This window comes from Streptomyces changanensis, assembly GCF_024600715.1.
Lineage (GTDB): Bacteria > Actinomycetota > Actinomycetes > Streptomycetales > Streptomycetaceae > Streptomyces > Streptomyces changanensis.
In genome coordinates this window covers 952,030-972,993 of the sequence record NZ_CP102332.1, presented here as the reverse complement: position 1 = coordinate 972,993, position 20,964 = coordinate 952,030, and the positions used below count along the sequence as shown (strand labels likewise).

Below are 20,964 nucleotides of genomic sequence, written 5' to 3'. Positions count from 1 at the left end.
AAGCGCAAGCGAACCATCGACGGCTCCGGACCGGATCGGTCCGGAGCCGTCGACATCACGGGACGCCTCGATCGGCCCAGAGGTTCTCCGGGAGTCACTCAAGTCCGCTGCCACTCCGCATCCGGACTCTCCGGACCTGCGCCGTCGTCGGTGTCGGACTCCGGTGGCACGGAGGAGGCCAGGGGATCGAAGCGTTCCCGCAGCGCCGAGGAGAGGTCGATGTCGAAGTCCTTGAGCGTCGTGGCCGTCTGCTCCGTCAGGAAGACGTACACATCGTCCTCGGGTTGCAGCCCGGCGGCGTGGAGGAATCGGGCGAAGAGGTCGGGGGCATCCCGCTCCCCGGCGTCCCCGGAGGAAAAGGACTCCGGCACCCCGAACGCGGCTCCGGGTTCCCGGTCGCCGGGAGCCTCGGGCACGAGGTGCCGGAACGGCTCCGCCACGTGCTGGTTCTTCGAAGCGGACGTCAGCTGGGCCAGCAGGCCGATGTCCTCGACGGTCTTGGCCACCGAGTCGTCGTTCTTGTTCAGCCACCAGACGACGGCGCTCCCGGTGTCCCGGAGTACGTCCTCACCGAGATAGGTGCGGCGACTCTGCTCGTACCTGCGTTCGTGCGCCCACACTGCTTCGTCCTTCCGGACGGCGGCCAGTTTGTCGAGGCGTTCCTGGTCTTCGTCGGAGAGGGTCAGGGAGACATCCAGGGCCATCGAGCGCACCAGTCCGGAAGCGTCCGGTTCCATGGTGGCCAGCAGGCCGCCCAGCTCATGGCGCACGAGCGCGCACCGCGAAGGCTTGCGATCAGTGGTGATCGCCCGCGCCCTATCGAGGATGGCCTCCACGGCGAGCCCGCTCGCGTGGACCGCGGGTGACTCCGCTGACGGCTCCGAGGGGCACCAGCGGACGGTGGCAGAGAACAGGAAGTCGTAGTCTTCCGCCTTGCTGGGCAACGCCACCCCGGTGACGCGTACCTCCCGGCGTTCCACCGGTGGAATGGGGAGGTCGGGATCAGGCAACGACCCCGGTGGGAACAGATCCGTGCGGTGACGACCGGCGCCCACGAGCAGGAACGGAAGCACCAGGAGGAGACCGCCGGCCACAGGCCAGACCCACAGGGCCCAATCCTGGGACAGACCGATGATGGCGACGAGCAGTGCCGAAATGAGGGTGACGAATACGGTGATGGTCTTCTGGCCGGTGGTCACGGTGCCGGTGCCTCCTCGTTGCCCGCCGCACGGTTGCTGCGCTGGCTTTCACTGATCTTCTGCATGACCACTTCGGCCACCGCTCCGCGCGACGCGTCCCCCGGGGAGCATCCGGTGGCCCAGGACCGCGCCGTCGCGTACAGGCGCACCTGCGCCTCGCTGCTCTCCTGGCAGGCCTCGACCAGGACGTCGAGCAGCAGGTGTGCGTAGCGGGTTTCCGCGCTCACACATGCGCCGAGCCACGCGTACACGGGGCGGCGCCACGCCTCCCACGCCACGTCCCTCAGAACGCCCCGCCAACCGTCCACCAAGGACCGGACCACCTCCGCCTCGGCGACCAGGGGCACGGCCCGGCCGCCGACCGCAAGCAGGCGCGCAGGATCCGTGAGGGGGAGGAAGAGCGCGAGGTCGGTCCCTCTGTTGCGCTGTGTTCCCGGGCGCGCGAGCCTGCCCAACATCCACCGGTGCAGGCGATGGTCCCCGAGGGCCAGTTCCACGAGTGCTTCACGCGCTTCCGTACCGGGCCCCTCGTGCGTGGCGAGATGGTGAAGCCGAACCATCGCTGCGTAGGGGTGGCGAACCGGCAGGACGGCGAAGCAGACACTGATCAGTACCCGCCTCAGTCCCTTGGAGATGTTCCGGTCAGTGGCCCACTTGTAGATCCTGTTGCGGCAGTCCCGGCCGATCCTGTGGTCGTGCACCCCGTACTTCAGGAGATGGGCCGCGGCCCGGACCGCCGCTCCGCGGTCGGTCCGGGAGGCCCAGCGTTCCACCAGGTGGAAGAGGTCCTCGGGGCGTCGCGTGCGGCAGCACTGTTCAGCGAAGCGGATCACCAGACGTTCTGCGTCGGCGTCGGTCAGACCCGGTAACCACAAGGCGCTCCCCACCCAGTCCCGGAGCGGGCCGTGCAGATCGGGGTGGTTGTCCCAGAAGTGGTCGCGCACGGCTTCGTCGAAACGCAGCTTGTCGAACCGCACCAGCCTGTCGGGTCCCTGCCCGGCCCGGATCCGTTCCAGCCGTCCACCCAGGCCCTGTCGTTCGAGGAGCGAGGTGGTGTTCTCAGGGTGGGAGACGTCCGCCAGCAATCGTGTCGCGGCCAGATGCACCGTGTCCGCTCGGGCGCCATGCAGCATGGCCGCCGACAGTAGGAGTGCACGATGCGGAGCCCGACGGAGTCTCTTCAGGAGATCGACGACGTCGGGGCCGCAGTCGGTGACCGCGGCGATCGCTGCCTCGCACCAGTGGAGGAAGCTCTCGCCAGGGCCTGCCGAGCGGCCGGCCTCGCACAGGAGGTGCGCCAGGTCGGCGACCTCGCGGAGCGGCGGGCGCTGGTCGAGGTGCTGTCGCAACCGCGCAGGCAGGGGATCGGCGACCGTTGCGTCCAGGCCGGCCAGCCGCAGGCGCCGCTTGATGAGGTCGTGCTCCAGGCGGTGCCGCGGTGGCCGGCTGATCTCCACACGCAGTGCCCCGTACTCCGGGCTCAGGAGACGGCCGACCCGGTGGGGGAGCACCACCGCCAGATGCGCCCTCCTGTCCCTCACCACCTTGCGGAAGCCGGACAGCCTTGCTTCGACGTGAGGCCAGTCCTGTTCGTCCCTACCCGACAGGTCGAGGAGGAGCTGGTCCGCCTCACCCACCTGCTGCGGATCCAGCCATTCCTCCTCCGCCTCCCTGTACGGGAGCAGTTCGAGGAACCGCCCTTCCTTACGAGGCAGACTGCAGAGCAGTACGCGCGCCGTCGCCCGCCTTCCACTGCCGGGGGAGCCGTCCACCAGCACCGTGTGGCGCTCCTCCAGCACGTCGTAGGCCGTGGTGTATCCCACGGGGTGGATGAACCGGTGGCGCAGCCACTTCAGTTCGTCCTCGGCCACGGCCCTGGGCGCCTTGCCCTGGGAACTGTCGGCCAGTCGCCGGGGGTCTGCGTCCCCGTTCGAGAAGAACGTGTAGTTGTTCTGGGTGCCATGGCCGGTGTGTACCTGAGCGGCCGGCCCGTTGCCGCCCAGTGGGGGCGAGTCGTTCACTGCTGCTGGTTCCCATCCCCCTGTGGGGCATTCCAGGTGTGGTGTACACCGCCATTGTTGTCGCCGGCGACGTACTGGGCGCCGTTGCCCGTGAGGCGGGGCGCGTGGTTGTGCTGGTCGCCCGAGCCCATGTGCACGGGTCCGCGCACGTGCTTGACGACCGTGCCGCCCACATCGCCGCCGATGTCACCCGCCTGGATGCTCGTGCCACCGGTTGTCCCCGTCATCGAGTTCTGCACCGAACGCCCATCGGGGGCGGGGACGGCAGGGGACGTGGAAGCGGCGCGCCGCTGTTCCGCCTGTGCCAGTTCCGGGACGAGTTCGGCCGCGATGTCGCCGATCCTGCGCAGCCCCGAGTCGGCGTCCTGGGTGTCGAAGCGGATCGAGTGGCACCGGGCCAACGGTTCCAAGGGGGGAGGCAACATGTCCGCCCGCAGCCGTTCGGTGTGCCTCCCCACCAGGAGCGGTACGACCGGGACGGCACTGCGGAAGGCTTCCTCGAGCTCCCTGCGCACCCAGTCGTCCACGTCGTGGAGCCGGGGGGAACCGGCCCATCCGGGGCCGATGACGGCGACGACCACGCCGCTGCGCCGAACGTTCCTGAGCAGCGCCTCGTCGAAGGCGTCCCCCGCCCGCAGCGATTTGCTCGCACGGAAGATCCGGTCGCTCCCGAAGCGGTGCGACAACTCCCGGTCGACGACCAGAGCGATGTCCTCACCGTCGCCGGTGCGGTAGTTGACGAAGACGTCGGGCATGGCGGATTCCTCTCCTGGGCGGGAAACGTCACTGAGGTGCGGAATGCGGCGGAGGCGGGAAGGGTCAGCCGACCGCGGGCCTCGGCGCTGCGGCGATCGCGTCAGTGAGCCGGTGCGCGATGCTCTGGTAGGCCGGGTGGTGCGAGTACCGGGACAGGGTGCGGCCGAGGCGCCTCAGGTCGACCGCGATCGTGGCCGAGCCGACGATGTCGGCCGTCAGCAGCAATCGGTCAGCGATGCCACAGGCCTCGTCAAGATCCCCGGCCAGCGCGTGGGCGAGACTGCGCCTGAGGCCGTACCGAGCCTGCGTGCGCAGGGCTTGAGCGGGGATCCGCAGGCACTCACGGTCGAGGACCTCCACCGCCTGCGCAGGGCGGCCCAGGTCCACGAGACACCAGCCCATGGTCATCGCAGCGGGATCCGCCACGTGCGCCGTACCGATGACGGGGGCACCGTCGATCTGTGAGGCGATGCCGAGCAACTCCCGGGCTTCGTCCAGGTTGCGCATGCACGCGTCGTACTCCCCGGCGAGCGCGTGTCCCTGCGCACGCCGCTGGGAGGCGAGACCACGAATGCGCGGAGGAAGCCCTCCGGACTGGGCGCTCCGGGAGAGTGCGACCGTCTCGTGGGCGTTGCCTCGGTAGTAGGTGATCAGGGCGCGACGGACGTGGGCGTACGAAGCGAGGTGTTCGTCTCCCGCGGCCGCCGCGAGCGCCACGGCTTGTTCCGTCCAGCGCAGGGCGGCAACGTCGTCCCCACCCTCCTGCGCCATCCACCCGGCGAATTCGGCGTAGCGGGCGGCGAGTCCCACGAGCCCCCGGGCGGTGTGCCGGCCGGTGCGTTCGGCCAGCGACCGCAGAAGCCGGATCTGTTCGACCAGGGCGGGGAGGACCGCGGTCGGCGGCGCCGACTGCCCGAGGCGCCGGAACTCGTCGAAGAGCCCACGGGACACTTCCAGCAGGGTCTCACCGCCCGTATCACCGTGGGCCGCCGGTGCTTGAGTTCCAAGCGCCAGGACGCCGGCGGCCCCGGCTCCCAGGAGCTGCCGCCTCCCCAAGGTGGGGCCGTGGTCACCGGACGGTCCGGCCGGGATCGGGCCGCTCTGAGTGCGGACGGGCGGTGGTAACAGCGCCTCCAGAGCTCCGCGGGCCGCCAGCTCCGCGTCGCACAACCGGGCCAGTTGCGGCGAGGGCGGCTTGGCACCCGTCTCCACCTTGCTCAGCTGACCCTTGCTGTAGTGCACCCGGGACGCCAGCTCGCCCATCGTGAGTCCGGCTTCGATGCGGCGCCTGCGCAATTCCGTGCCGAACATGTGTGCCCGCTGAAACACCTGTCTCCGTCCCCCTCGTGCACCGACCACCAGATGCCCGGTCGTCCCTCGTCGCCCCGCCAGGTTCGGGCTCTCGGAGAACCTCCGGCAAGGCGAACGCCGCGGTTTCCCGTTTCCTCTTCGACCGCCACCCGGGCGCTGCTTCCGCACCGGAGGGAACCCGATACCCACGGTGATGTCGAGATGGCCGTTTCGGCCATGACTGCTTACCGGGCCGTTCTGTCAGCGGGATCTGATAGTCATGGGGCTGTGAGCAGCGAGGACGGGAAGGTGGAGGGTGGCCGGGGGCCGGGGGACGAGCCGCCCGAGCAGCTCGCGCTGATACGGGAGAGCGTCCGGGCGGCGAAGGCGCCGCGGGCCAGGCCGCGGACGTGGCGGGGGGCCGCGCTCGCCGCGGAGCTGCCGGTCGCGCGGGTCGTGGTGAACAAGGGCGTGCTCCACCTCGACCAGTTCTTCGACTACGCCGTGCCCGCGGAGCTCGACGCCGTCGCCCAGCCCGGTGTGCGGGTGCGGGTGCGGTTCGGGGCCGGGGCGCACCAGGTGCGGGGCGGGCGGCGCGAGGGCGGGCGCCTCATCGACGGGTTCCTGGTGGAGCGGCGCGCCGACTCGGACTACTCCGGGCCCCTGGCGGCCCTCGCCGACGTGGTCTCGCCCGAGCCCGTCCTCAGCGCCGAGCTGCTCGCCCTGGCCCGGGCCGTCGCCGACCGGTACGCCGGGAGCCTCGCCGACGTCCTCCAGCTGGCCGTCCCGCCGCGCAGCGCCCGCGCCGAGGGCCGCCCCTCCCCGGAGCCGCTGCCGCCGCCCGTCGCGCCGGAGCCGGGGACGTGGTCGCGGTACGCGCGCGGGGAGGCGTTCCTGGCGGCCCTCGCGCGGGGCGCCGCGCCGCGGGCCGTGTGGAACGCGCTTCCCGGGCCGCACTGGGCGGAGGAGCTGGCCCGGGCGGTCGGCGCCGCGCTCGCCTCGGGGCGCGGGGCGCTCGTCGTGGTGCCCGACGGGCGCGCGGCCGGGCGCGTGGACGCGGCGCTGACCGCCGTCCTGGGCGAGGGGCGGCACGCGGTGCTGACCGCCGAGGCCGGGCCGGAGAAGAGGTACGCGCAGTGGCTCGCCGTCCGGCGCGGGGCCGTGCGCGCCGTCGTGGGGACGCGCGCCGCGATGTTCGCCCCGGTGCGGGACCTCGGGCTCGTCGCTATCTGGGACGACGGGGACTCCAGCCACAGCGAGCCGCACGCGCCGCTGCCACACGCCCGCGAGGTGCTGCTGCTGCGCGCCGCGCACGACCGGTGCGGGTTCCTCCTGGGCGGTACGGGCTGCACGGTCGAGGCGGCCCAGCTCGTCGAGAGCGGCTGGGCGAAGCCCCTGGTCGCCCCGCGTGACCAGGTGCGGGCCGCGGCGCCGCTCGTACGGACGGTGGGGGACGGGGAGCTGGCGCGGGACGGGGCCGCGCGCGCCGCCCGCCTGCCGTCCCTGGCCTGGCAGGCCGTTCGGGACGGGCTCAAGAGCGGGCCGGTGCTGGTGCAGGTGCCCCGGCGGGGGTACGTACCGCGGCTGGCGTGCGAGCGGTGCCGCGCTCCGGCGCGGTGCCGGCACTGCTCCGGCCCCCTGGAGGCGCCCGAGCAGCGGGAGTTGCGCTGCGGCTGGTGCGGGCGCGGGGAGCCGGACTGGCACTGCGCCGAGTGCGGGTCCACCCGGTTGCGCGCCCAGGTGGTGGGCGCCCGGCGCACCGCCGAGGAACTGGGGCGCGCCTTCCCGGCCGTGCCGGTGCGCACCTCCGGGCGGGACCACGTCCTCGACGCCGTACCGGCCCGGCCGGCGCTCGTGGTCAGTACGCCGGGCGCCGAACCGGTCGCCGAGGGCGGGTACGCGGCCGCGCTGCTGCTGGACGGCTGGGCGCTGCTGTCCCGGCCCGACCTGCGGGCCGGAGAGGAGGCGCTGCGCCGCTGGATCGACGCGGCGTCGCTGGTGCGCGGTCAGGCCGAGGGGGGGACGGTCGTGGTCGTCGCCGAACCGACGCTGCGGCCGGTGCAGGCGCTGGTGCGGTGGGACCCCGTGGGGCACGCCCAGCGGGAGTTGGCCGAGCGGGCCGAGCTGGGCTTCCCGCCGGTCTCCCGGATGGCCGCGGTGGCCGGGCCCGCCGAGGCGGTCGCCGACTTCCTGACGGCCGTGCGGCTCCCCGCCGACGCCGAGGTCCTCGGGCCGGTCCCGGTGCGGCAGGTCGTCCCGGGCGGTCCGCGGCGTCCGGGCGACCCACCGCCCGGTGAGGTGTGGGAGCGGGCGCTGCTGCGGGTGCCGCCGGGCAGCGGGGCGGCCCTGGCGGCGGCGTTGAAGGCCGCGCAGGCGGCCCGGCTGGCGAAGGGCGGCACCACGCCCGTGCGCGTCCGGATCGACCCGCCCGACATCGGCTGACGGCTGCGGGCCGGCCGGCCGTGGACGGGCGACGGCCGCCCGGCCCGCCGCGGGGAGGGGCGGCGGGCCGGGCGGCCGGAGAGGGGAGGGTCAACCGTTGCGCGGGCCGGGGAAGGCGCCCGGGCGGATCTCCTCGCGGTGCGACGGGTCCCGCAGTGACTGGGCCGTCGGCTGCGGCGGCATCGAGCGTGCCGCGGGGACGGACGCCACGGGCGCGGTGACCGGGAGGGTGCGCGTCGTGCCGGTCTCACCCGTGTGGTCCGCGCCGGCCGCGGCCGGCTGCTGCGCCGACGCCCGGCGGGCGCCGTACCGGCGGTGTACCGCCTGCTTGGTCACGCCCAGCGCCGAGCCCACCGCGTCCCACGAGAAGCCCAGCGAGCGGTCGAAGTCCACGGCAGCGGTCACCAGCGTCTCCACGCTGTCGCGCAGCTCCTGCGCGAGCCGGACCGTGGGGGCCGGGGCCCTGCCGTAGACGACGAAGCCCGTCGAAGGGCCGGAGCGACGCGGGCGGTAGACGTTGCCCAGCTGGGCGGTGAGCGTGCGCAGAGCGTCCACCTGCCGGCGGACCCGCTCGATGTCCCGCACCAGCAGGTGCAGGCTCGCCCGGGCTTGGGCGTCGTGGGTTGCGTGGTCGGCCATTGACAAGCCTCTCGAACCGGCGTTGAAAGGGGGCGGGCCGCGGTCGGGAGCGGCCCGATACGGTCAATCTGCTTTGACAACGCGCCACCCGTGGCCGGGGTCACGCAGCGGGGGCGTATCCGCATATGCACAGGGCGCACGGATATGCGTACGCCCCCCGGCCGCCCCGCCCCCCCCGGCTCCTCGGAACCCCGGACGCCCGGGACTCCCGTCGATCACGCCGTGCCATCGGTGCCCGGTGCGCGCGCCGGCGGTCCTAGACTGGTGCGTTGCCCACCGCCCCCGCGGATCCGGCAGGGCTTCTCCCGCCGCGCTCCGACGAACAAGCGAGGTATTACGGAGTGAAGCTCGTCTTCGCAGGCACCCCCGAGGTCGCCGTACCCGCCCTGGACGCCCTCATCGCCTCCGACCGGCACGAGGTGGCCGCCGTCGTCACCCGGCCCGACGCGCCCGCGGGCCGGGGTCGCAGGCTGGTCGCGAGCCCGGTGGCGGAGCGGGCCGCCGAGGCGGGGATCGAGGTCCTCAAGCCGGCCAGGCCCCGCGACGAGGACTTCCTCGCCCGGCTCCGCGAGATCGCCCCGGACTGCTGCCCGGTCGTCGCCTACGGGGCGCTCCTGCCCAAGGTGGCGCTCGACATCCCGGCGCACGGCTGGGTCAACCTGCACTTCTCCCTGCTGCCCGCGTGGCGCGGCGCCGCCCCCGTCCAGCACGCGCTGATGGCGGGGGACGAGATGACCGGCGCGTCCACCTTCCTGATCGAGGAGGGTCTCGACTCCGGGCCGGTGTACGGCGTGGTCACCGAGGCGGTCCGCCCCACCGACACCAGCGGCGACCTGCTCACCCGGCTGGCGTTCGCGGGCTCCGGGCTGCTCGCCGCGACCATGGACGGCATCGAGGACGGCACCCTCACGGCCGTCCCGCAGCCCGCCGAGGGCGTCACGCTCGCGCCGAAGATCACCGTCGAGGACGCCCGGATCGACTGGACCGCCCCGGCGCTCCGCGTCGACCGCGTCGTCCGCGGCTGCACCCCCGCCCCCGGGGCGTGGACCCTCTTCCGCGGCGAGCGCCTCAAGCTGGTCCAGGCCGTGCCCGCGCCGGGCCGTACGGACCTGGCCCCCGGCGAGCTGGCCGTCGGCAAGAACGACGTGCACGTCGGCACCGGCTCGCACGCCGTCGAGCTGCTGTGGGTCCAGGCCCAGGGCAAGAAGCCCATGCGCGCCGCGGACTGGGCGCGCGGCGTGCGCATCGGCGCGGGCGAGCGCCTCGGCGCCGTCTGACGCACCGGCCCCGCCCCGGACCCGCGCGGGGGCCGGGAACCCGCCCCGGACCCGGCCGTCCCCGGTCCGCGGCGCCCCGCTCCGGACCGGGCCGCCGTCCGGCCCCCGCCGGTCCGGGGCGGTGCCGATCCGGGCGGTGCCGGCCCCGTGCGGGCCGATCCGGGCCGTGCCGGGGTGGCGGGCCCGCCTCGGTCACGGGTGTCCCGGGGGCCGGGGCGCACGGGTGGGCGCACTACGCTGGAAGGGTTCTACCGAATGCGAAAGCGGAGCACCTTTTGAGCGAGCAAGCCCGTCGCCGTCCCCCCAAGCCCCACCGGCGTCCCAAGAAGGACCCCGTCCGGATCCTGGCCTTCGAGGTGCTGCGCGCCGTCGACGAGCGGGACGCCTACGCCAACCTCGTCCTGCCGCCCCTGCTGCGCAAGGCGCGGGAGAAGGACGGCTTCGACGCGCGGGACGCGGCGCTGGCGACGGAGCTGGTCTACGGGACGCTGCGCCGCCAGGGCACGTACGACGCCATCGTCGCCGCCTGCGTCGACCGGCCGCTGCGTGAGGTCGACCCGCCGGTGCTGGACGTGCTGGCGCTCGGCGCGCACCAGTTGCTCGGGACGCGCATCCCGACGCACGCGGCGGTCTCGGCCAGCGTCGAGCTCGCGCGCGTGGTGCTCGGCGACGGACGGGCCAAGTTCGTCAACGCCGTCCTGCGCAAGATCGCCCAGCACGACATGGACGCCTGGCTGGAGCGGGTCGCGCCGCCGTACGACGAGGACCCGGAGGACCACCTCGCCGTCGTGCACGCGCATCCGCGCTGGGTGGTGTCCGCCCTGTGGGACGCGCTGGGAGGCGGCCGCGCGGGCATCGAGGACCTGCTGGAAGCCGACAACGAACGGCCCGAGGTGACGCTCGTCGCCCGTCCTGGCCGCGCCACCCCCGACGAGCTGCTGGAGACGCTCGGCGAGGACGCCTGCCTCCCCGGCCGCTGGTCGCCGTACGCCGTGCGCCTCTCGGAGGGCGGCGAACCGGGCGCCCTGGACGCCGTCCGGGAGGGCCGGGCCGGCGTGCAGGACGAGGGGAGCCAACTCGTGGCGCTCGCCCTGGCCAACGCCCCCCTCGACGGTCCGGACGAGCGGTGGCTCGACGGGTGCGCCGGACCCGGCGGCAAGGCGGCGCTGCTCGGCGCGCTCGCCGCCGGGCGCGGGGCCTTCCTGCTCGCGGCCGAGAAGCAGCCCCACCGAGCCCGTCTCGTCGCGCGCGCCCTGGACGGCAACCCCGGCCCGTACCGGGTCGTCACCGCCGACGGCACGCGCCCGCCGTGGCGCCCGGGCTCCTTCGACCGCGTCCTCGTCGACGTGCCGTGCTCGGGCCTCGGCGCCCTGCGCCGCCGCCCCGAGGCGCGCTGGCGCCGCCGCCCCGAGGACCTGGACGGTTTCGCGCCGCTCCAGCGGTCGCTGCTGGCCGAGGCGCTCACGTCGGTGCGCGTCGGCGGCGTCGTCGGGTACGCCACCTGCTCACCGCACCTCGCGGAGACCCGGGCGGTCGTCGACGACATCCTGAAGGGGCGCGGGGGAGCCGAGGGGACGAGCGCCGAGCTGATCGACGCCCGCCCCCTCATGCCCGGCGTGCCCGCGCTCGGCGACGGGCCCGACGTCCAGCTCTGGCCCCACCTGCACGGCACGGACGCCATGTACCTGGCGCTCCTGCGCCGCACCGCCTGACGGTCCCCCGTCGGGGCCGGACGCCGCCGGGGCGCGGTCGCCGGGCGCCCCGGCGGGACCGTCCGCCGGTACGGCGAACGTCCCGCCCGGATTCGCCGGGAATCGGGCGGACTGTCCCCGCCCCGGGACGGGAGAGCGCGGGATCGGGGCGAGGAAGGGGCCCCGAACATGGCAGGCTTGGGCCCATGGCCCAGATCAACCCCAGCATCCTGTCCGCCGACTTCTCCCGCCTCGCCGAGGAGGCCAGGGCGGTCGAGGGCGCCGACTGGCTCCACGTCGACGTCATGGACAACCACTTCGTGCCCAACCTCACCCTGGGCGTACCGGTCGTCGAGTCGCTGAGCCGGGCGACGGACATCCCCCTCGACTGCCACCTGATGATCGAGGACCCCGACCGCTGGGCCCCGCAGTACGTGGAGGCGGGCGCGGGCTCGGTCACCTTCCACGTGGAGGCCGCCGCCGCTCCCGTGCGGCTGGCGCGGGAGATCCGGGCCAAGGGCGCGCGCGCCTCCATGGCGCTCAAGCCCGCCACGCCCATCGAGCCGTTCGAGGACCTACTCCCCGAACTGGACATGCTGCTCATCATGACCGTCGAGCCCGGCTTCGGCGGACAGGCCTTCCTCGACATCATGCTGCCCAAGATCCGACGCACCCGTGAGCTGATCTCCAAGCACGGCCTGGAGCTGTGGCTCCAGGTCGACGGCGGAGTCTCCGCGGCCACGATCGAGCGGTGCGCCGAGGCCGGGGCCGACGTCTTCGTCGCCGGCTCCGCCGTGTACGGGGCCGACGACCCGGCCGGGGCCGTGCGGGCGCTGCGCGCCGACGCCGAGCGGGCGACCGCCTCCGCCGCGTGGGCGTGCGGACACTGAGCCACCGCCGGGTCACCGGCAGATGAACGCGAACCAACAGGACTGATCAGGGGTCGTCGGATCTGCAAGGATGGCCATCCGTAGTGTGAAGAGCAGTGAGGAGAACGCGGTGTCTGCAATGTCGGCGGGACGTCCAGCCCTGCGGATGGGACCCGCGGAGCTGGTGCAGGCGGCGGCCATGGCGCGCCGCTTCTATCTCGAGGGCAAATCCAAGATCCAGATCGCCGAGGAGTTCGGCGTCAGCCGCTTCAAGGTGGCCCGCGTCCTGGAGACCGCCCTGGAGCGCGACCTCGTACGGATCGAGATCCGCGTACCCGCCGAGCTGGACGCGGAGCGCTCCGACGCCCTGCGCGCCCGGTACGGCCTGCGCCACGCCGTCGTCGTCGAGTCCCCGGCCGAGGCCGAGGACGAGTCGCCGGACCCGGAGAACCTGGGCGAGGTCGCGGCCGACCTGCTCGGCGAGCTCGTCGCCGAAGGCGACGTGCTGGGCCTGGCCTGGGGCAGGTCCACCATCCACATGGCCGCCGCCCTCGACCGGCTGCCCCCCTGTACGGTCGTCCAGCTCACCGGTGTGTACGACGCGGGGACCGCCGAGCGCGGCTCGGTCGAGGCCGTGCGGCGCGCCGCCCAGGTCTCCGGTGGCGAGGCCCACCCCATCTACGCGCCCATGCTGCTGCCCGACCCGGCCACCGCGGCCGCGCTGCGCAACCAGACGGGCATCGCCCGCGCCTTCGACTACTTCGACAAGGTGACCGTCGCCGCGGTCTCCATCGGCTCCTGGGAGCCGGGCATCTCCACCGTCCACGACATGCTCACCGACGAGGAGCGCGCCCACTACGCGTCGCTCGGCGTCGCCGCGGAGATGTCCGCGCACCTCTTCGACGCCTCCGGCCGTCGCGTCGGGCGCGACCTGGGCGAGCGGTGCATCACCGTCGAGGCGGACCGGCTGCGCCGGATCCCCGAGGTCGTCGCCATCGCCGGCGGCCACCGCAAGGCGGCCGCCATCGGCGCGGTGCTCCGCTCCGGGCTGGTCACCAGCCTCGTCACGGACACCGCCGCCGCCGAGTACCTGCTGACCGAGTCCGAGCCGGGTCCGCGGCCCGCGCTGGAGCGCGCCGACCCGGACAATTGAGCCGGCCGGACCGGGACCGCCCCGCCGGATCAGGCGGGATTGGAGGAACCCACCAGGTCACCCCGCGTGACCTGGAGGTTCCGCCCGGGGGTCGAACGCGCGTCGGCATGGGACAATGAAGTACGTGCGTTTTCCCCCCGGCTGAGATGCCCGGGGGCCAACTCCGAACGACTGGGATGTTCAGCACGTGCGTTTCCTCAATGACCTGAAGCCGCCGTACGACCTGACGTACGACGATGTGTTCATGGTGCCTAGCCGCTCGGCCGTGGGCTCTCGCCAGGGCGTCGACCTCACCACCCCCGACGGCACCGGGACCACCATCCCGCTGGTCGTGGCCAACATGACCGCCATCGCCGGCCGCCGCATGGCGGAGACCGTCGCCCGCCGCGGCGGGCTCGTCGTGATTCCCCAGGACATCCCGATCGAGGTCGTCACCGACGTGATCTCCTGGGTGAAGAGCCGCCACCACGTGCTCGACACCCCGATCGTGCTCGACCCCCACCAGACCGTCGCCGACGCGCTGTCGCTGCTGACCAAGCGCGCGCACAACGCGGGCGTCGTCGTCGACGCGGACCAGCGGCCCATCGGTGTCGTCACCGACCAGGACCTGTCCGGCGTGGACCGCTTCACCCAGCTGTCCGAGGTCATGTCCAAGGACGAGCTGCTGCTGCTCGACGCGGACATCGACCCGCGCGAGGCGTTCAACACCCTCGACCACCACAACCGCCGCTACGCCCCGGCCGTGGACGGGGAGGGCCGCCTCGCCGGCATCCTGACCCGCAAGGGCGCGCTGCGCGCCACGCTGTACACGCCTGCCGTCGACGCGAACGGCAAGCTGCGCGTCGCCGCCGCCGTCGGCATCAACGGCGACGTCGCGGGCAAGGCCAAGCAGCTGCTGGACGCCGGCGTCGACACCCTCGTCGTGGACACCGCGCACGGCCACCAGGAGTCGATGATCGCCGCGGTCAAGGCCGTCCGCGGCCTCGACCCGCAGGTGCCGATCGTCGCCGGCAACATCGTCGCCGCCGAGGGCGTGCGCGACCTGATCGAGGCCGGCGCCGACATCATCAAGGTCGGTGTGGGCCCCGGCGCCATGTGCACCACCCGCATGATGACCGGCGTGGGCCGCCCGCAGTTCTCCGCCGTCCTGGAGTGCGCCGCCGAGGCGAAGAAGTACGGCAAGCACGTCTGGGCCGACGGCGGTGTCCGCCACCCGCGCGACGTCGCCATGGCGCTCGCCGCCGGCGCGTCGAACGTGATGATCGGCTCCTGGTTCGCCGGTACCTACGAGTCCCCGGGCGACCTCCAGCAGGACGCCGGCGGCCGCCTGTACAAGGAGTCCTTCGGCATGGCGTCCAAGCGCGCCGTCCGCAACCGCACGAGCGAGGAGTCCGCGTACGACCGGGCCCGCAAGGCGATCTTCGAGGAGGGCATCTCGCACTCGCGGATGTTCCTCGACCCGTCCCGCCCGGGCGTCGAGGACCTGATCGACTCGATCATCGCGGGCGTCCGCTCCTCCTGCACCTACGCGGGTGCCGCCTCGCTGGAGGAGTTCGCCGAGAAGGCCGTCGTCGGCGTCCAGAGTGCCGCCGGCTACGCCGAGGGCAAGCCGCTGCACGCCAGCTGGAGCTGACCCCCGCGCGCCGGGCCCACCCCCAGCACCCGAGGAGCCGTCCCCGCCGTCCGCGCGGGGACGGCTCCCGCGCGTCGCGGCGATCCCCGCTCCTGTCGCTCCGGGCAGTGGCCGAAAGTCGTGTCCTCCGGGTGTGCCCGGCCCGATCGGGGGTAGACGCGCCTCCGGCAACGTCGACAGGAAGGGAGGGCACCGTGTCCATGGCGATCACGGCCCCGACGGAAACGGCACCGGCGGCTCCCCTACCCCGGATCCCGGACCCCACGGAGGTCGCGCCCCGGGACGCCAAGGAACTCTCGAAGCTGTTCTTCGCGCGCCTGGCCGTCCTGGAGGAGGGCACCGCGGAGCACCAGTACGTGCGCAACACGCTCATCGAGCTGAACCTGTCCCTCGTGAAGTACGCGGCCACCCGCTTCCGCAGCCGGTCCGACCAGATGGAGGACATCGTCCAGGTCGGCACCATCGGCCTGATCAAGGCCATCGACCGGTTCGAGCTGACCCGTCAGGTCGAGTTCGCCTCGTTCGCCATGCCGTGCGTGATCGGCGAGATCAAGCGCTTCTTCCGCGACACCAGCTGGGCGGTGCACGTCCCGAGGCGCCTGCAGGAGATGCGCATCGACCTGGCCCGCGCCACCGACGAGCTCTTCCAGCAGCTGGACCGCTCACCGACCGCCGGCGAGCTCGCCGCGCACCTCGGGATCGGCGAGGACGAGGTCGTCGAGGGCCTCGTCGCGGCCAACGGGTACTCGGCCGCCTCGCTCGACATGCCGCTCGACGACTCCGGCGAGCCCGCGTCGGCGACCCTCGCCGACCTCCTCGGCGAGGAGGACCGCGCGATGCGGCTGACCGAGGACCTCCAGGCCCTCAAGCCGATGGTCGAGGAGCTCGACGACCGCGACCGGGCCATCCTCCACATGCGGTTCGTGGAGGAGATGACCCAGGCACAGATCGGCGAACGGCTCGGCGTCTCGCAGATGCACGTCAGTCGTCTGCTGTCCCGGATGACGACCCGGATGCGCGAGCGGATGCTGAGCGACGGCTGAGGTACGGCGCCTCCGTACCGGCCGAGCCTCCGCCCCGCCCGTCGGTCGCCCCCCGGGCCCGCCCGTCGGAGCGCTCCTCCGGCCGGTCGGCGTCCGGCTCCCACCACACGGCCCGGACCGTCTTGCCCGTGGGACCCGGCCGTACGTCGACCTCGTCGACCAGACGCAGCACCAGTGGCCAGCCGAACCCGCCCCCACCGCCGAAGTCCGGCCGCCGCACCTCCGGTGGCACGGGGCTCGCGTCGTCCAGCTCCAGCGTGAGCCGCCGCCCCTGGACGAGCAGCCGCAACCGCCACCGCCCGTCGGTGTGGCGCAGCGCGTTCGCCAGGAGTTCGGTCACGACCAGGCGGACGGCCGCGAGGTCGGCCCAGGGGCAGCGGTCGGCCACGAAGCCGGTGACGACGTCGCGGACCTCACCGCTGTCGGCGGTGCGTGAGTCCAGTACAAGCACGGTGCCTCCTTCCCGGCTCCGCGTACCCGTTCACCGCGGTGTTCACCACCGTGTGGCGAGGACTCACCAGTGAGACCAGGGCGTCACGGTGTGTGCATGCGTCGTCTGGTGGTGCTTCCGGGGTGCTTCCGGCGGCGGGGTCACCCGTTCACGGCGGCGTCGTCCCGGCGGCGGACGGCCAGCGCGACCGTGTCGTCGGAGTGCAGGATCAGCGTGTGCATCTCCTCGGCGATGGCGACCGGCACCTCCTCGATGGGCCGGCTGCGGTGGCGTCGCGCGGCCTCGGTGAGGCGGCGCTCGCCCTCCCGGGGGTCGCGGCGGCTCTCGGTCAGGCCGTCGGTGTAGAGCAGGAGCAGGTCGCCCGGGTCGAGACGGTCCTCGGCGACCGCCTCGCTGCCGGGCAGGGGGAAGCCGACCCCGCGCCCGGCGGCCTCCAGGAAGTGGGTGTCCCCGTCGCGCCGCACCAGCAGGGCCGGGGGGTGGCTGCCGTTCGCCAGGCGCAGGTCGCCCGTCTGCGGGTCGATCCGCACCACCTGCACCGTCGCCATCAGCTCGTGGTCGAAGTCGGCCAGGGTCTCGGCGGCGCGGGCGACGAGCGTGCGCAGGTCGTGGCCCTCCAGGGCCAGCGTGCGGACCGCGTGGGTGACGTTGAGGGCGCTGCGGGTACTGGCCAGTCCGTGGCCGAGGGCGTCCACGAGGGTGATGTGGACCGTGCCGTCGGGGAGCCGGAACCAGTCGTACAGGTCGCCGCCGGTCGGCGCGTGGCTCTCGGCCGGCTCGTAGCGGACCGCCAGTTCCAGGCCGGGCGCCCGCACCGGCGGGGGACGCAGGGCGTCCTCCAGCTGGTGCAGCATCCGGCCGTGCGCCTTGCGGAGCTGCTCGTCGCGCTCCTCCAGCTGCACGTACAGGGCGAGCACGCCGCTGTTGGTCTCGGACAGCTCGTCCTTCAGCCGCCGGTGCTCGCGCGTCAGCGCGTCCAGCCGCTCCATGAGGACGGCCGCCTCCTCCTCCAGCAGCGCGACCGGGTCGGGCGGGGCGCCCCCGGCCGACCCGGCCGGTTCGGCGTCGACGGGCCCCGGGAGGGGTACGGTCCAGGCCGCCCCGGCGGGCGGCGCCTCCAGGGCGGGGAGGGGCAGCCCGGCCAGCGGGGGAGGGGCGTCCGCGCCGGGCAGCCGCAGACGCACCGTCAGGGACGCCGCCTCCACCCTCGGGGACGGCAGGACCTCCAGCGACACGGGCCGGCCGGCCGCCAGTTCACCGGCGGCGAGCCGGCTCGCCGACAGCACGAGCCGGGAGCGGAGGTCCGGTTCGATCCCGGCCCGGTGCGCCAACCGGCGCAGGGTGGTGCGCAGTTCGTCCAGCGAGTGGTGCGTGGTGCACTGGGGTCTCATGGTCTTCTCCGGGCGGGGCCCACGGCCAGCACGGTGACGTCGTCCCTGGTGGCGCGGTGATGGTGGGCGAGGACGACGGCGAGCAGGGGGGCGGGCAGGGCGGTGAGTCCCGGGGGGAGCCCGGCCCAGCCGCCCTGGACGCCGTCGCTGTGCATCAGCAGGGTGCCGCCGTCGGCGTCCGGCAGCCGGTGCGCCGTCGGCGGCGGCATGTTCCAGCCGACCACGCCGGGTTGCGCGCCGAAGCGGTGGCGCACCCCGTCGTGACCGACCACGCAGGCGCGGACGTTGCCGACGGCGCAGTGCTCCACGGCGTCGTCGGCCGTCCGCCGCAGGAGTCCCACGGCGGCGCCCCGGGTGCTGCGGAGCGCCGTGTGGATCGTCCGTATCAGCTGGGGCAGCGGCAGACCGGGGGAGCCCCGGAAGGCGCACACGGCGCGGTCGGCCGCCTCGGCGGCGGCCGGGCCGTGGCCCAGCCCGTCGGCGACCAGCGCCGTCACCGTCCCGCCGTCGGCCGACGTCTCCAACGCCCACGCGTCGCCGCAGGAGGTCTCGCCCTCGGCGGGCAGCAGCACCGACCCGGCGTCGGGCGGGGGCGCGGCCCGTCCGGCGGGCGGCTCCCCGGCCCGCTTCGCGTGCGGGCTCAGGTGCGCGCACGCCGCCGTGCCGCGCCCCGGCACGGACCGCAGCAGGAAGTGGTCGGCGAGGTCGCGTACGGACCGCAAGTCGCAAGCGAGAGGTTCCTCCGAGGGGGCCGCGCCGGAGGGCCAGGGCGCGCTGCCCTCCGGTGCCGGGCCGGCCCCGACGGCGACGATGTCCAGCCCCGGACGCAGGGGCGGTGGCTGTATGTACACGGCGCCGCGCAGCTGCCGGGCGGCGAGCGCGCGCGCCAGCGCCCCGGCGCACTCGGCGGCGCGGTCGGCGAGGGGCCCGGGCAGCCCCGCGGCCGCGGCGGCCCGGCGGGCGACGGTGGCCGCGATGCCCACCGCTCCGTCGTCCTGGACGCCGACCCGGGCGGTCAGCGCCGTCACCGGTCGTTCCACCGGGTGGCCACCACGGTGGTGCCCTGCCCGGGGGCGGAGCGGATCTGGAAGTCGTGCACGAGCCGCCGGGCGCCGCCGAGGCCGTGCCCGAGCCCGCTGCCGGTGGTGTAGCCGTCCTGCAGGGCGGTCTCCACGTCGGGGATGCCCGGCCCCTCGTCCCGTACCGTCAGCCGCAGGCCCCGCCGACCGCCGGGGCGGAGCAACCGCAGCTCCAGCGTCCCGCCACCGCCGTGCACGTAGGCGTTGCGGGCCAGTTCGCTCGCGGCGGTGACGACGCGGGTCTGGTCGACGATGCCGAAGCCGGCCCGGACCGTGGCGGCCCGCACGGCATGACGGACCGTCAGCAGGTCCTCCTCGGACCGCACGTCGTGGCGGAAGCACGGTTCCTCGCCGAGTTCGCCGTCGGCCTCCGCCAGGTCCGCCGCGTCCGGTGCGAGTCCGCCGAGGTCCCCCACCGGCGAACGGGGCCGGCGCACCAGGTCCGCCGCCAGGGCGTCCCCTCCCCGCGTCATGGGCGGCCCTCCCCGGGTGGGTGCGGCATCCGCTGCCAGCCGAGCGCGGTCAGCCCCTGCTCGGCGTTGAGCGCCGTCTCGACGCCGGTCAGCTGCAGGCCCAGCTCGACCAGGGTGATCGCGACGGCCGGTCGCATGCCGGCCACGATGACGCGGGCGCCGAGCAGTCGGGACATGGTCGTCAGCTCCATGAGCGTGCGGGCGACGAAGGAGTCGATGATCTCCAGGCGGGAGATGTCGATGAGCACGCCGCGGGCGCCGTCCGCCGCGATGCGCTCGGTGAGCTCGGCGGTGAACGCCAGCGCGGACGTGTCGTCCAGCTCGTTCAGCAGCCCGGTGACGAGCACGTCGCCGAGCCGCAGGATCGGTACGCCCGTGGCGCGCGGGGGCGTCACTCGGTCACCGGCCGTGCGGTGGCACCCGGGTCGACGGAGGGCTGGTCGGTGAGCCGGACGGCGGCGGCCAGGGCGTCGGCGAGCGTGGCCCGGGTGAGGATCGTGGACAGGTCGATGCCCAGCTGCGCGATGGTCTGCGCGATGGGGGGACGGATGCCGCTGATGACGCAGTCGGCGCCCATCAGCCGCACCGCGTTCACCGTGTGCATCAGGTGCTGGGCGACCGCCGTGTCGACGGCCGGGACGCCCGTGATGTCGATGATCGCCACCTGGGCCTCGTTGTCCTCGATCGCCTGGAGGAGGCTCTCCATGACGACCTGGGTGCGCGCGGTGTCCAGCGTCCCGATCAGCGGGACCGCCAGCACGTGCCGCCACAGGCGCACCACCGGAGTGGAGATCTCCAGCAGCTGACGGCTCTGCCGCTGGATGATCTCCTCGCGGCCCTCCACGTACGTCTCGAAGGAGAGCACGCCCGCCGCGTCGAGGAGCCGGTTGATGAGGATGGCGGCCGAGAACAGCTCCGCGGAGTCGCGCGTGGTGTGTTGGACCGCCGTGAGCAGCGCCTCCTTGAGCGAGAGCACGGCGAGCGAGGTGGCGGTCGGCGACACCCCGGCGCGGGCGCGCCGCAGCGAGAGCTCTATGACGGTGCGCCGCAGGTCGTTGCGCGTGGTGACGAGCCGCTCCACGGGGACGTCGCTGGCGAGCCCGGCGGCGAGCGCGGAGATGAGGAGGTCGGCCTCCTCGCGGACCTCGTGCTCGCTCATGTCCGTACTGAGCACGGCCTGTTCCAGCTGGAGCCGGACCCATCGGTCCGCGATCTCCTCCTCACGATCGCGCAGCGCCTCGCACAGGCGGTCCCGCACACTCGATTCGCTGAAGTTCACACGCACCTCTCGCACCTGACGGGAGACGACCCCGGCCCGGCACCGCGAACGCGACCGGCGCCCACGGAACTTGGCCGGGGCCCCCTACACCTTCGTACAACGCAGTCGGACATCGTAGGGTTCGCCGGTGGCGGGTGCGAATTCGCGTGGTCGGTCCCGTCACAGTCGTTCCGGGTGCGCCCCTACCCCCTCGCGGCCGTCCCATGCCCCCCTGTCCGCGGGCCGCCGCGGGCACGATCCGACGGGGGAGGACGCGACCAAGGGGGTGTCTCGTCGAT

Annotated in this window: 18 protein-coding genes; 7 read left to right on the top strand and 11 right to left on the bottom strand. The window is 74.0% G+C overall.

What is annotated here, in order from left to right; all coding sequences use genetic code 11:
• Positions 1-98: 98 nt before the first annotated feature.
• The 4 genes from NRO40_RS04180 to NRO40_RS04165 all read right to left on the bottom strand — a co-directional run bounded on the left by NRO40_RS04180 (position 99) and on the right by NRO40_RS04165 (position 5,287).
• Complete coding sequence (locus NRO40_RS04180; RefSeq protein WP_058941080.1) at positions 99-1,199, bottom strand: hypothetical protein; 1,101 nt, start codon at positions 1,197-1,199, stop codon at positions 99-101.
• The gene (locus NRO40_RS04175; protein WP_257375330.1) at positions 1,196-3,220 is read right to left on the bottom strand and encodes a hypothetical protein; all 2,025 of its coding nucleotides are present in this window, start codon (positions 3,218-3,220) and stop codon (positions 1,196-1,198) included. Before NRO40_RS04175 ends, NRO40_RS04180 begins: the two co-directional genes overlap by 4 nt.
• Positions 3,217-3,975 (bottom strand): toll/interleukin-1 receptor domain-containing protein, encoded by a 759-nt coding sequence (locus tag NRO40_RS04170; protein ID WP_058941077.1) that lies wholly within the window; start codon positions 3,973-3,975, stop codon positions 3,217-3,219. The genes NRO40_RS04175 and NRO40_RS04170 overlap by 4 nt, the downstream gene beginning before the upstream one ends.
• 64 nt (positions 3,976-4,039) lie before the next feature.
• The gene (locus NRO40_RS04165; protein ID WP_058941126.1) at positions 4,040-5,287 is read right to left on the bottom strand and encodes a helix-turn-helix domain-containing protein; all 1,248 of its coding nucleotides are present in this window, start codon (positions 5,285-5,287) and stop codon (positions 4,040-4,042) included.
• A gap of 267 nt (positions 5,288-5,554) precedes the next feature.
• Between NRO40_RS04165 and NRO40_RS04160 the strand changes: the two genes are divergently transcribed.
• Positions 5,555-7,708, top strand: a complete 2,154-nt coding sequence (locus tag NRO40_RS04160) for a primosomal protein N' (RefSeq protein ID WP_058941076.1) — start codon at positions 5,555-5,557, stop codon at positions 7,706-7,708.
• A gap of 90 nt (positions 7,709-7,798) precedes the next feature.
• On the opposite strand, the gene NRO40_RS04155 is transcribed toward NRO40_RS04160, so the two are convergent.
• Positions 7,799-8,347, bottom strand: a complete 549-nt coding sequence (locus tag NRO40_RS04155) for a hypothetical protein (RefSeq protein ID WP_058941075.1) — start codon at positions 8,345-8,347, stop codon at positions 7,799-7,801.
• A 341-nt stretch (positions 8,348-8,688) separates the two neighbouring features.
• Between NRO40_RS04155 and fmt the strand changes: the two genes are divergently transcribed.
• The 6 genes from fmt (at position 8,689) to NRO40_RS04125 (ending at position 16,013) form a co-directional block, all read left to right on the top strand.
• A complete protein-coding gene (gene fmt / locus NRO40_RS04150) occupies positions 8,689-9,624 on the top strand; it encodes a methionyl-tRNA formyltransferase (protein WP_058941074.1) in 936 nt (311 codons plus the stop codon).
• A gap of 275 nt (positions 9,625-9,899) precedes the next feature.
• Positions 9,900-11,336, top strand: a complete 1,437-nt coding sequence (locus NRO40_RS04145) for an RsmB/NOP family class I SAM-dependent RNA methyltransferase (protein ID WP_058941073.1) — start codon at positions 9,900-9,902, stop codon at positions 11,334-11,336.
• A gap of 185 nt (positions 11,337-11,521) precedes the next feature.
• Positions 11,522-12,205 (top strand): ribulose-phosphate 3-epimerase, encoded by a 684-nt coding sequence (gene rpe / locus NRO40_RS04140; protein WP_058941072.1) that lies wholly within the window; start codon positions 11,522-11,524, stop codon positions 12,203-12,205.
• Between the two features lie 118 nt (positions 12,206-12,323).
• Positions 12,324-13,337, top strand: coding sequence for a sugar-binding transcriptional regulator (locus NRO40_RS04135; RefSeq protein WP_058941071.1), 1,014 nt, complete (start codon positions 12,324-12,326; stop codon positions 13,335-13,337).
• A gap of 187 nt (positions 13,338-13,524) precedes the next feature.
• Positions 13,525-14,970: a GuaB1 family IMP dehydrogenase-related protein gene (locus NRO40_RS04130; protein ID WP_058941070.1), complete on the top strand. Its 1,446-nt coding sequence runs from the start codon at positions 13,525-13,527 to the stop codon at positions 14,968-14,970.
• Between the two features lie 200 nt (positions 14,971-15,170).
• Positions 15,171-16,013, top strand: a complete 843-nt coding sequence (locus NRO40_RS04125; RefSeq protein ID WP_058941069.1) for an RNA polymerase sigma factor SigF — start codon at positions 15,171-15,173, stop codon at positions 16,011-16,013.
• Here NRO40_RS04125 and NRO40_RS04120 read toward each other — a convergent pair.
• From NRO40_RS04120 to NRO40_RS04095, 6 genes are all read right to left on the bottom strand, one after another.
• The gene (locus NRO40_RS04120) at positions 15,952-16,464 is read right to left on the bottom strand and encodes an ATP-binding protein (RefSeq protein ID WP_079046875.1); all 513 of its coding nucleotides are present in this window, start codon (positions 16,462-16,464) and stop codon (positions 15,952-15,954) included. The two genes, NRO40_RS04125 and NRO40_RS04120, sit on opposite strands and share 62 nt — an antisense overlap.
• 140 nt (positions 16,465-16,604) lie before the next feature.
• Complete coding sequence (locus NRO40_RS04115) at positions 16,605-17,855, bottom strand: PP2C family protein-serine/threonine phosphatase (protein ID WP_058941068.1); 1,251 nt, start codon at positions 17,853-17,855, stop codon at positions 16,605-16,607.
• A complete protein-coding gene (locus NRO40_RS04110; RefSeq protein WP_257375329.1) occupies positions 17,852-18,895 on the bottom strand; it encodes a SpoIIE family protein phosphatase in 1,044 nt (347 codons plus the stop codon). Before NRO40_RS04110 ends, NRO40_RS04115 begins: the two co-directional genes overlap by 4 nt.
• Complete coding sequence (locus NRO40_RS04105) at positions 18,880-19,407, bottom strand: anti-sigma regulatory factor (protein WP_079046874.1); 528 nt, start codon at positions 19,405-19,407, stop codon at positions 18,880-18,882. The genes NRO40_RS04110 and NRO40_RS04105 overlap by 16 nt, the downstream gene beginning before the upstream one ends.
• Complete coding sequence (locus NRO40_RS04100; RefSeq protein ID WP_058941066.1) at positions 19,404-19,802, bottom strand: STAS domain-containing protein; 399 nt, start codon at positions 19,800-19,802, stop codon at positions 19,404-19,406. Before NRO40_RS04100 ends, NRO40_RS04105 begins: the two co-directional genes overlap by 4 nt.
• On the bottom strand, positions 19,799-20,686 hold the full coding sequence (locus NRO40_RS04095) for an STAS domain-containing protein (RefSeq protein ID WP_058941065.1): 888 nt from the start codon (positions 20,684-20,686) through the stop codon (positions 19,799-19,801). Before NRO40_RS04095 ends, NRO40_RS04100 begins: the two co-directional genes overlap by 4 nt.
• Positions 20,687-20,964: the final 278 nt, after the last annotated feature.

Excerpts from the sequence above, each read along its gene's own strand:
- NRO40_RS04170 (WP_058941077.1), bottom strand. The coding sequence starts at position 3,975 with ATGCCCGACGTCTTCGTCAACTACCGCACCGGCGACGGTGAGGACATC.
- NRO40_RS04165 (WP_058941126.1), bottom strand. The coding sequence starts at position 5,287 with ATGTTCGGCACGGAATTGCGCAGGCGCCGCATCGAAGCCGGACTCACG.
- NRO40_RS04155 (WP_058941075.1), bottom strand. The coding sequence starts at position 8,347 with ATGGCCGACCACGCAACCCACGACGCCCAAGCCCGGGCGAGCCTGCAC.
- rpe (WP_058941072.1), top strand. The coding sequence starts at position 11,522 with ATGGCCCAGATCAACCCCAGCATCCTGTCCGCCGACTTCTCCCGCCTC.
- NRO40_RS04135 (WP_058941071.1), top strand. The coding sequence starts at position 12,324 with ATGTCGGCGGGACGTCCAGCCCTGCGGATGGGACCCGCGGAGCTGGTG.
- NRO40_RS04125 (WP_058941069.1), top strand. The coding sequence starts at position 15,171 with ATGGCGATCACGGCCCCGACGGAAACGGCACCGGCGGCTCCCCTACCC.
- NRO40_RS04115 (WP_058941068.1), bottom strand. The coding sequence starts at position 17,855 with ATGAGACCCCAGTGCACCACGCACCACTCGCTGGACGAACTGCGCACC.
- NRO40_RS04105 (WP_079046874.1), bottom strand. The coding sequence starts at position 19,407 with ATGACGCGGGGAGGGGACGCCCTGGCGGCGGACCTGGTGCGCCGGCCC.